This window comes from Paenarthrobacter sp. NPDC090522, from assembly GCF_044769225.1.
Classification (GTDB): Bacteria; Actinomycetota; Actinomycetes; order Actinomycetales; family Micrococcaceae; genus Arthrobacter.
Window position 1 is genome coordinate 391297 of record NZ_JBIVXL010000002.1, and the last position, 9273, is coordinate 400569.

Below are 9273 nucleotides of genomic sequence, written 5' to 3' on the forward strand. Positions count from 1 at the left end.
AAAGCAGGTTTCTGTTCAGTCACGATCTGAAAGAACTTGCCGTGACCGTGGTCATATTTACTTACTTGTTCGCTAGATTCGAGCTATGACTACTCAAGTGTCCGGCGATGCGCTCGTCTCCCTGAACAGCGTCAACAAACACTACGGTCAATTGCACGTCCTCAAAGACATCAACCTTCAGGTCAAGAAGGGTGAGGTTGTAGTGGTCATCGGACCCTCCGGTTCCGGTAAGTCCACTTTGTGCCGTGCCATCAACCGTTTGGAAACGATCGACGACGGCGACATCTCGATCGACGGAAAGAAGCTTCCCGAAGAAGGCAAGGAACTCGCCCACCTGCGAGCCGACGTCGGAATGGTCTTTCAGTCCTTCAACCTGTTCGCCCACAAGACGATCCTGGAGAACGTCACCCTGGGCCCCATCAAGGTCAAGGGCGTAGCCAAAGGCACCGCGGAGCGCGAGGCCATGGCGCTCCTGGAGCGTGTAGGCGTTGGGCATCAGGCACCGAAGCTTCCCGCGCAGCTCTCAGGCGGCCAGCAGCAACGTGTCGCAATCGCCCGCGCGCTGGCCATGAAGCCCAAGGTGATGCTTTTCGACGAACCCACCTCGGCCTTGGACCCCGAAATGATCAACGAGGTCCTGGACGTCATGATCCAGCTCGCCAAGGAAGGCATGACCATGATCGTGGTCACCCACGAGATGGGATTTGCCCGGAAAGCGGCTGACCGCGTGGTGTTCATGGCAGACGGCCAAATCGTCGAGGACGCGGCGCCCGAGGAATTCTTCACGAATCCGAAGAGCAGCCGCGCCAAGGACTTCCTGTCCAAACTCCTGACCCACTAGCTCCCTGCCGGCCCGCACCCAGGCCGCAAGGAAACGCACCCGGCCGTAAAGCGGCCTATCAATGAAAGGAACGTCATGAAGTCTCTGTTCACCCGGAGGAAGTCCCTCCTGGTCGCCGCATCAGCTGCGCTGGCCCTCTCGCTCAGCGCCTGCGGTGGTGGCGGGAGCTCCACCACTCCCCCGGTTGCCTCGGCGAGCTTTGAAGCCGGCACCACCATGGAGAAGCTCAACAAGGCCCAGAAGATCACCATCGGCACCAAGTTCGACCAGCCGCTCTTCGGCCAGAAGGGCCTGGACGGCAAGCCTGTTGGTTTCGACGTTGAAATCGGCAAGGCCATTGCAGCCAAGCTGGGCATCCCCGCGGACAAGATCGAATGGGTCGAGACCGTTTCGCAGAACCGCGAATCGTTCATCGAGCAGGGCCGTGTGGATCTGGTCATCGCCACGTACACCATCAACGACGCCCGCAAGGAAAAGGTCTCCTTCGCCGGACCGTACTACGAGGCAGGCCAGGCGCTGCTGGTGAACAAGGATGACAACTCCATCACCAAGCCGGAGGACGTCAAGGGCAAGAAGGTATGCTCCGTGACCGGCTCCACCCCTGCCAAGACCATCGCCGAAAAGTACGGTGCTGAAGTTGTTCCGGCCGCTACTTACACCGCATGCCTGGAGCCGCTGCGCAACAAGCAGGTTGTCGCAGTGACCACGGACAACGTGATCCTGGCCGGTTACGTGGACAAGGAACCGGACGCCTTCAAGCTCGCCTCGGACGAGACCTTCACCAAGGAGCCCTACGGCATCGGCCTGAAGAAGGACGACACCACCTTCCGCAACTGGATCAACGACCAGCTGGAAGCCCTCCAGAAGGATGGCGACTACAAGAAGGCCTGGGAAGCAACGGCAGGCAAGGTCATCAAGACCACACCTGAACTTCCTGCCATCAACCGCTACTAGTCGGTGTCCGGTAACTGCCGCCGCTCCTCACAGGGCGGCGGCAGTTACTGAAACCAAGGACCCTGTTCCGTGATTAGCTGCAGCCAAAGGAAGCCATGGACGCCGTCATAGCAAGCCTCCCCCAATACTGGGACGGATTTCTCCGCACCCTCTATCTCTCCGTCATTTCCGGAGTCATCGCCCTCATCGTGGGCACCATCCTCGCCGCCATGAGGGTTTCGCCTGTTGCTGCATTGCGCGGCTTCAGCATGTTCTACGTGGAAGTCGCCCGAAACACTCCGCTGACGATCATCTTCTTCTTCTCCGCCATTGTCCTTCCCCGGCTTGGCATCAAATTCGACCAGTTCGAGGTCGCGGCCATCATTGCCCTGAGCTCGTACACCGCAGCGTTCGTCGCCGAAGCCGTCCGCTCCGGTGTGAACAGCGTTCCCGTGGGCCAGGCCGAAGCGGCACGAAGCATCGGAATGACCTTCACCCAGGTCCTGGGTTTCATCGTCCTCCCGCAGGCCCTCAGGACGGTGGTTCCGCCGTTGATCAACATTGTGATCGCCCTGGTGAAGAACTCATCGGTAGCCGGCGCCTTCTTTGTCCTTGAACTCTTCGGCTACGGCCGCAAGCTCTCCAATGACTACGGCGACCAGGTCCTGTGGATCCTGCTCGGCGTCGCGTTCTTCTACCTGCTGATCACCGTGCCACTTGGTCTCCTTGCGCACTTCGTCGAACGAAAGGTGGCGATTGCCCGATGACATCGGTCCTGTACGACGTCCCCGGCCCCAAGGCCCGCCTCTATTCGCTGCTCGGATCCGCTGCCGGCATCCTGATCATCCTGGGCGTCCTTGCCCTGGCGGTCACGACTCTTGCGCAGCAGGGAATTTTCGACGCCGACCGTTGGGAAATCTTCTACGGCCCCATGGCTCCGGACGTCTGGAACCTGATCGGCCAGGGCATCGTGTCCACGCTGGTGGCAGCCGCAGTGGCCGCCGTCATCGCGTTCCCCCTCGGGATTGCCCTCTGCCTGCTCCGGATTTCGCTCATTTCCTGGATCCGGGTTCCAACGCAGGTTGTCCTGGAGTTCCTCCGCGGCATGCCCGTGGTCCTCATGATGTTGTTCGTGCTGCTGGTTTTCGCCACCGGCCAGTTCGTCGCAGTCGTCGCGGGCCTGGTCCTTTACAACGCGGCCATCTTCGCGGAGATCCTCCGGGCCGGTATCCAGTCGCTTCCCAAGGGACAGCGTGAGGCCGGTTTGGCGATCGGCCTGCGGAGCTTCCAGTCGCGGATGATCATCGAGTTCCCGCAGGCTACCCGGCGGATGCTTCCGTCCCTGGTGGCCCAGCTCGTGGTGCTCCTCAAGGACACCTCACTGGGCTACATCGTCGGCTACGAGGAACTGCTCCGCAAGATCCAGATCATGGCCGACTTCCTTGGCCCCGATTTCCTGTTCCCCGCGTTCTTCGTGGGTGCCGCCATCTACATCCTGATCAACCTCACGGTGTCCCGGATTGCCATCTGGATTGAACGCCGCGGGTCCAGGAAAGCGGCGGGAGGGGTTGCCCCAGCAACAATCCGCACAGGCCTTGAAGGCACCGGCAACGATCCCGATGCCCAGAATGTGGTTCCGGCGCCGGAGCACAAAGATACTTCAGGCCCAAGCAAGTAGCAGCCACCCGGGCAATCAGGAGGGGTCCCCAGCCGCATGGCTGGGGACCCCTCCTCGTCTTTCAGCCGTTCGGTGTCTACTGTCCCAGCCACGTCCGCAGCGCGCGGAGGCACTCACGGATGGCGTCGGCGTCGACGTGTTCGTTGTCTTTGTGCGCCAGCAGCGGATCGCCCGGTCCGAAATTCACCGCCGGAATGCCCAACTCGCTGAAACGCGCGACGTCGGTCCAGCCGTATTTGGGCTTGGGCTCGGCTCCCACTGCGGCAACGAAGGACGCCGCGGCAGGGTGGTTCAGTCCAGGGCGCGCTCCGGCTGCGGCGTCGGTGCGGACGACGTCGAAGCCCTCCAGGAGTTCGCGGACGTGCGCCTCGGCCTGGTCCGGTGTCTTGTCCGGTGCGAAGCGGTAATTGATCTCCACCACGCAGCGGTCAGGGATCACATTGCCGGCAGTACCGCCGTTAATCTTCACGGCGTTAAGGCTTTCGCGGTATTCCAGGCCGTCAACATTGATGGTCCGTGGCTCATAGGCAGCCAGCCGGGCAAGGATGGGCGCCGCCGCGTGGATCGCATTGCTGCCCATCCAGGCGCGGGCAGAGTGTGCCGTCTCGCCCACCGTGGTGGCCTCGAAACGGCTGGTTCCGTTGCAGCCTCCCTCCACGGTTCCGTGCGTCGGTTCCAGGAGGATTGCGAAATCGCCGTCCAGCAGGTCCCCATGGTTGCGGACCAAGCGGCCCAAACCGCTCTTCACCGCTTCCACTTCCTCGTGGTCATAAAAGACAAAGGTGACATCCTTGTCCGGCTGCCGACCGCCGTCGAACAGTGTCGCCGCCAGCGCAAGCTGGACCGCGACGCCGCCCTTCATGTCCGTGGTCCCGCGGCCGTAGAGCACACCCTCGCCCGGGACGCCCGACTCCCAGGTGGCTGGAACGGTCCCCAGCGAGCCCGGTACGGTGGGCAGCGGAACCGTGTCCAGATGGCCAGCCAGGATGACCCGCTCAGAGCGGCCCAGTTCAGTCCGGGCAATGATCGCGTCGCCGTCGCGCACCACGGTGTACTGGGGAATCGCACGCAGGGCGGATTCCACGGCGTCGGCGAGCTCGGTTTCGTTCCCGGAGACGCTGTTCACGTCGATGAGCGCGGCCGTCAGCAAAGCGACATCCTGGCGCAGGTCAAGGAGGGCAGGTGCAGGGTTCGGGGTCACCCTTCCACCTTAACGCCATGGCGTTCACCCCTTCGACGGGAAATGCGACCTCCCAGTCCGTGGAACGGGTTTCAGCCGCGCTGCACGTGATCGATACACTTGGCCCCATGACTGAAACTGCTTCTTCTGCTGTGCCCGCAAGCGCGCCCGTTAACGACCGATCGGCCTACGGATTCGGCCTCGCCACGATCGCTACCTCGGCCTCCGGGGAAGCCACCGTTCTGGACGTCTGGTACCCGGCCCCGTCGCTGGGCGTAGCCGCCGAAACCCTTCGCGACGTTGAAAACGCCGACCCCTCCCTTACCGCCCTTGCCGAAGAAGGCAAGGATGCCGACCGGGGCACGGAGCAGAAGGTTGTCTTTGCTCAGATCGATCTGGACGCCGCCCCGGCAGACACCGCCGACGCCTACCTCCGCCTGCACCTGCTCTCGCACCGCCTGGTCAAGCCGAACAGCATCAACCTGGACGGCGTCTTCGGCAAGCTGCCCAACGTCGTGTGGACCAACTTCGGCCCTGCAGCCGTGGAAGGCTTCGAACTGACGCGCGCCCGCCTGCGCAAGCGCGGCAATGTGGTTGTCTACGGCGTGGACAAGTTCCCGCGCATGGTGGACTATGTGGTTCCCACCGGCGTTCGTATTGCCGACGCAGACCGCGTCCGCTTGGGTGCACACCTGGCCGAGGGCACCACCGTGATGCACGAGGGCTTTGTGAACTTCAACGCCGGCACCTTGGGCACGTCCATGGTTGAAGGCCGTATCTCCGCGGGTGTTGTGGCAGGGGACGGCACGGACGTTGGCGGTGGCGCGTCCATCATGGGCACGCTCTCCGGTGGCGGCAAGGAAAAGATTGCCCTCGGTGAGCGGGTACTGCTCGGCGCCAACTCCGGCGTTGGCATCAGCATCGGCGACGATTCCGTGGTCGAAGCCGGACTGTACGTCACGGCTGGCACCCGCGTCCGTGTTCCGGGCCCGAAGGACGAGAACGGCGAGGACACCAGCAAGATCATCAAGGCCGTCGAACTCTCCGGCGTTCCAAACCTCCTGTTCCGCCGTAACTCCACCACCGGTGGCGTTGAGGTCCTGCCGCGGGCAGGCCAGACCGTGGAACTGAACGAGGCTCTGCACGCCAACTAGGGGGAGAGAAACCATGCGCCGCTTGCGCCGCGCCATCGTGGCGGTGTTGGCCTTGGCCCTCGTGGCAGGCGCCATCTACGCAATAGTCGCAGTGCTGCAGCGCTCCGAGACCCTTGTCTCGGAGCGCTGCGTCGCTGTGGTGGGGTCTGAGAGTTACGAACTCGCTACCGACCAATCCGCCAACGCATCCCTTATCGCGGCCATCTCCGTCCGCCGCGGCATGCCTCCTCGTGCTGCGAGCATCGCCCTCGCCACGGCCATGCAGGAATCCCGGTTGCGCAACATCAACTACGGTGACGAGGCGGGCCCTGATTCCCGAGGGCTCTTCCAACAACGGCCATCGCAGGGCTGGGGCACCGAGGCGCAGGTCATGGACCCTGTGTATGCGGCCAACGCCTTCTACGACGGACTGGCAAAGATCCCGGGCTACGAGAGCATGGAAGTAACCCAAGCTGCCCAGGCCGTCCAGCGATCCGCGTTCCCCCGCGCCTACGCGCAGCATGAGCCCATGGGCCGCGCCTTTGCCTCTGCACTGACGGGCCATTCCGAGTCCGCTTTGAGTTGCGAACTCCGGATGCCCGACGCGGCAGGTGACCCTGCCGCCGTCGTCAATGAACTCACGACGGCGTTCGGCGCCCAGGCGAGCAGCGTCGAGGGACGCTCGGTGCATGTGGACGTGACGGGGACCCAGGCCTGGGCGATCGGGCACTGGGCCGTGGCGAATGCCAAGGAACTGTCCATCACACAAGTGGACGTAGCCGGGCACACCTGGAATCGGGAGAAGCGCAACGGCTGGACCGACGCGGCAGCGCCGTCGGATACGCTGACCATCACGGTTTCGGCCCCCACCACCTAACGTCTGGTCAGGCGAGCAGCTCAACCACCGGTTGGACGTAGCTCCGGAACACGTCGGGCTGCGACAGCAGCCGGTGGCTCATGATCATGGTGCTGGGTTCGAGGTACCAGGCGCGCGGCTCGTTGAGGGGCAGCTCGATGATGGTTAGATCGAAATCGCGCGACCTCCGGCCGACTTCCAGCAACCGGTCCTCCACCATCTCGTTGAGGACGCTCGTGATCCCGTTCGCTTCGCGGGCAGCCTCCATGTCCGCGTATTCATCGATCCTGTCGGTGGCCCAACCCAGGGCCGAACCGAAATGGGCTTGCAGGACGCGCTGGAGGGCAGGGGAATTTCCGAAGGCCTTGAAGCTCGGGGGCGCCAACTCCAGTGCGGGTTTGGGATAAGACTTCACGAGCTTCTCCCACCAGGCCTCCCACTCTGTCTTCAACGCACTGATGCCGCCAACGTCCGAGGTGAGGTGGCTGTGGTCGGCGTGGCGGACCTTGGGAGAAGCATGGGAGAGCATCGGTTTTCCGGCACCGTCGAGTCCGGCCACATCACGCAAGTACAACGCGATGAGCATCGGCCCGGACGTGTCCATGGTGATGCGCCATCCCGGGCCGCCTGACTCATGCATCCGAATTCCTCCCTTGGGCAGGTTCCCGACATGTCCCAGTCTATTCCCGAAGCGCCGCCACGTTAACGGCGGAGGCGCAACCGCTTTGGCCTAGCCGGCGGCAGGAACAGCGTCAAAGACTGCCAGGTGGGCCGTCAACACGTCACTGCACATTTCCGCCGTCATCCACTCCGGCTGCAGCAACGCGTGCATGCACAGTCCGTCCAGGGTGGCGAGCAGCCGTTCGGCCTCGGTCACCAGGTTTTGCGGCGCTCCGGCCTCCCCCGGGCTCAGGAGGACAATGAGTTGACCCACGACGGCGGCGACGGACCGGTGGCTGCGTTCCGCCTCGGCGGCAAACACAGGGTTGATGCGGGCGGCATGCCGGAACGCCATCCAGACGCAGGCGTCGACGGCGGATTCCTCGTCCAGGGGAAGGAACTGGCCCAAGAGATTGAGTACGGAGGCATGGCGTTCCGGGCTGCCTGCGGCGTGATCCCGGACAGTATCCAGCGCGGCCTCGAGGCGGGCCGTGATGCGGTCGATAACGGTTCCAAAAGAGAACACCAAGAGTTCGTCGCTGCTGGAAAAGTAGTGCCGTACGGAGCCCACGGCCAGCCCTGCCTCGTCGGCCACTTCCCGGAGGGATGCCCTTTCCAAGCCGTCGCTGGCTATGATGCGGAATACTGCTTGGACGACTTCCTGGCGCCGGGCTTCGGCATCAACAATTTTGGGCACCAGTATTTTCTAGCACGAACGTGCTTCAACACCGCTCAACACTGAGCGGCGTGCCTCTACTTTCGGATAGCGTAGACACCATGAAAATTCTTGTCACGGGTGGCACCGGCTACATCGGTTCGCACACCGTTTTGTCCCTCCAGGAAGCCGGCCACGACGTCGTCGTCCTCGACAACCTCGTGAACTCCAGCGAAGAGTCGCTGCGCCGGGTCTCCGAGTTGACCGGCAAGACCGCCGCCTTCCACGAGGTGGACCTGGTGGACGAACCCGCCGTCGAGGCCGTGTTCGACCAGCACCAGATCGACGCCGTGATCCACTTCGCCGGCCTCAAGGCCGTCGGTGAGTCCGTCCAGGAACCGCTCGCCTACTACTACAACAACATTGTGGGCACCCTGAACCTGCTCCGCGCCATGGACAAGCACAACGTCCGTTCCATCGTCTTCAGTTCCTCGGCCACCGTCTACGGCGAGCACAACCCGATCCCCTACATCGAAAAAATGGAGATCGGCGCCAACAACCCCTACGGCCGCACCAAGGAACAGATCGAAGACATCCTCTCCGACCTTGGCAACGCGGACGACCGCTGGCACATAGCACTGCTGCGCTACTTCAACCCGGTTGGCGCGCACCCCTCCGGCCGGATCGGCGAAGACCCCCAGGGCATCCCGAACAACCTTGTGCCGTTCATCGCCCAGGTAGCCGTGGGTCGCCGCGAGAAACTCATGGTCTTCGGCGGCGACTACGACACCCCGGATGGCACCGCCCAGCGCGACTACATCCACGTGGTGGACCTCGCGGATGGACACGTCGCAGCGCTGAACCACATCGCCACCCGCGCCGGTGTGCGCCGCTGGAACCTCGGTTCGGGCAAGGGTTCCTCCGTACTGGAAGTCCTGCGCTCCTTCGAGAAGGCCGTTGGGCAGCCGATCCCCTACGAGATCACCGGGCGCCGGGCAGGCGACCTCCCTGCCTTCTGGGCCGACGCTTCCTCGGCACTGGCCGACCTCGGATGGTCCACCACCAAGACCGTGGACCAGATGTGCGAGGACCACTGGCGTTGGCAGAAGAACAACCCCTACGGGTACAACGCGTCCTAAGCCAACGCGGGGTCACTTAGAGCCCATGACGGGCCGCCTGATGGCGCTAAGTGACCTCGCGATGCTTGTCCTGCGCCTTTTGCCCCGCGGCGATTAACGACGTGGGGGGGCCCCCCCCCCCCCCCCGGGGGGGGGGGGGGGGGGGGGGGGGGGGGGGCGGGGGGGGGGGGGGGGGGGGGGGGGCGGGGGGGGGGGGGG

Annotated in this window: 10 protein-coding genes; 7 read left to right on the forward strand and 3 right to left on the reverse strand. The window is 63.7% G+C overall.

Annotated elements, in window-relative coordinates:
• The first annotated feature begins 85 nt into the window (after nt 1–85).
• The 4 genes from ACIQT2_RS03875 (at nt 86) to ACIQT2_RS03890 (ending at nt 3452) form a co-directional block, all read left to right on the forward strand.
• A complete protein-coding gene (locus tag ACIQT2_RS03875) occupies nt 86–841 on the forward strand; it encodes an amino acid ABC transporter ATP-binding protein (protein WP_397322184.1) in 756 nt (251 codons plus the stop codon).
• A gap of 75 nt (nt 842–916) precedes the next feature.
• A complete protein-coding gene (locus ACIQT2_RS03880) occupies nt 917–1795 on the forward strand; it encodes a glutamate ABC transporter substrate-binding protein (RefSeq protein ID WP_397322182.1) in 879 nt (292 codons plus the stop codon).
• A 95-nt stretch (nt 1796–1890) separates the two neighbouring features.
• A complete protein-coding gene (locus ACIQT2_RS03885; RefSeq protein ID WP_400329461.1) occupies nt 1891–2541 on the forward strand; it encodes an amino acid ABC transporter permease in 651 nt (216 codons plus the stop codon).
• Nucleotides 2538–3452, forward strand: a complete 915-nt coding sequence (locus ACIQT2_RS03890) for an amino acid ABC transporter permease (protein ID WP_402943738.1) — start codon at nt 2538–2540, stop codon at nt 3450–3452. The genes ACIQT2_RS03885 and ACIQT2_RS03890 overlap by 4 nt, the downstream gene beginning before the upstream one ends.
• A gap of 76 nt (nt 3453–3528) precedes the next feature.
• Here ACIQT2_RS03890 and dapE read toward each other — a convergent pair whose 3' ends face one another.
• Nucleotides 3529–4653 (reverse strand): succinyl-diaminopimelate desuccinylase, encoded by a 1125-nt coding sequence (dapE, locus tag ACIQT2_RS03895; RefSeq protein WP_402943740.1) that lies wholly within the window; start codon nt 4651–4653, stop codon nt 3529–3531.
• 107 nt (nt 4654–4760) lie between these two features.
• Here dapE and dapD point away from each other — a divergent pair, with 107 nt between their 5' ends.
• Both dapD and ACIQT2_RS03905 read left to right on the forward strand, forming a co-directional pair.
• On the forward strand, nt 4761–5786 hold the full coding sequence (gene dapD, locus ACIQT2_RS03900) for a 2,3,4,5-tetrahydropyridine-2,6-dicarboxylate N-succinyltransferase (protein WP_402943742.1): 1026 nt from the start codon (nt 4761–4763) through the stop codon (nt 5784–5786).
• Nucleotides 5787–5799: 13 nt separating this feature from the next.
• On the forward strand, nt 5800–6642 hold the full coding sequence (locus tag ACIQT2_RS03905) for a hypothetical protein (protein WP_402943744.1): 843 nt from the start codon (nt 5800–5802) through the stop codon (nt 6640–6642).
• 7 nt (nt 6643–6649) lie between these two features.
• Here ACIQT2_RS03905 and ACIQT2_RS03910 read toward each other — a convergent pair whose 3' ends face one another.
• Together ACIQT2_RS03910 and ACIQT2_RS03915 are read right to left on the reverse strand one after the other, a co-directional pair.
• Nucleotides 6650–7261, reverse strand: coding sequence for a hypothetical protein (locus ACIQT2_RS03910; RefSeq protein ID WP_402943746.1), 612 nt, complete (start codon nt 7259–7261; stop codon nt 6650–6652).
• 90 nt (nt 7262–7351) lie between these two features.
• Complete coding sequence (locus tag ACIQT2_RS03915; protein WP_402943748.1) at nt 7352–7978, reverse strand: TetR/AcrR family transcriptional regulator; 627 nt, start codon at nt 7976–7978, stop codon at nt 7352–7354.
• Nucleotides 7979–8058: 80 nt separating this feature from the next.
• On the opposite strand from ACIQT2_RS03915, the gene galE reads away from it, so the two are divergent.
• Nucleotides 8059–9075 carry a UDP-glucose 4-epimerase GalE gene (gene galE / locus ACIQT2_RS03920; RefSeq protein ID WP_400329446.1) on the forward strand — a complete coding sequence of 339 codons (1017 nt, stop codon included), beginning with the start codon at nt 8059–8061 and terminating at the stop codon, nt 9073–9075.
• Nucleotides 9076–9273 lie beyond the last annotated feature (198 nt).

What these genes read in the sequence shown, in the direction of transcription:
- ACIQT2_RS03875 (WP_397322184.1), top strand. Translation starts at nt 86, where the DNA reads ATGACTACTCAAGTGTCCGGCGATGCGCTCGTCTCCCTGAACAGCGTC.
- ACIQT2_RS03880 (WP_397322182.1), top strand. Translation starts at nt 917, where the DNA reads ATGAAGTCTCTGTTCACCCGGAGGAAGTCCCTCCTGGTCGCCGCATCA.
- ACIQT2_RS03885 (WP_400329461.1), top strand. Translation starts at nt 1,891, where the DNA reads ATGGACGCCGTCATAGCAAGCCTCCCCCAATACTGGGACGGATTTCTC.
- ACIQT2_RS03890 (WP_402943738.1), top strand. Translation starts at nt 2,538, where the DNA reads ATGACATCGGTCCTGTACGACGTCCCCGGCCCCAAGGCCCGCCTCTAT.
- dapD (WP_402943742.1), top strand. Translation starts at nt 4,761, where the DNA reads ATGACTGAAACTGCTTCTTCTGCTGTGCCCGCAAGCGCGCCCGTTAAC.
- ACIQT2_RS03905 (WP_402943744.1), top strand. Translation starts at nt 5,800, where the DNA reads ATGCGCCGCTTGCGCCGCGCCATCGTGGCGGTGTTGGCCTTGGCCCTC.
- ACIQT2_RS03910 (WP_402943746.1), bottom strand. Translation starts at nt 7,261, where the DNA reads ATGCATGAGTCAGGCGGCCCGGGATGGCGCATCACCATGGACACGTCC.
- galE (WP_400329446.1), top strand. Translation starts at nt 8,059, where the DNA reads ATGAAAATTCTTGTCACGGGTGGCACCGGCTACATCGGTTCGCACACC.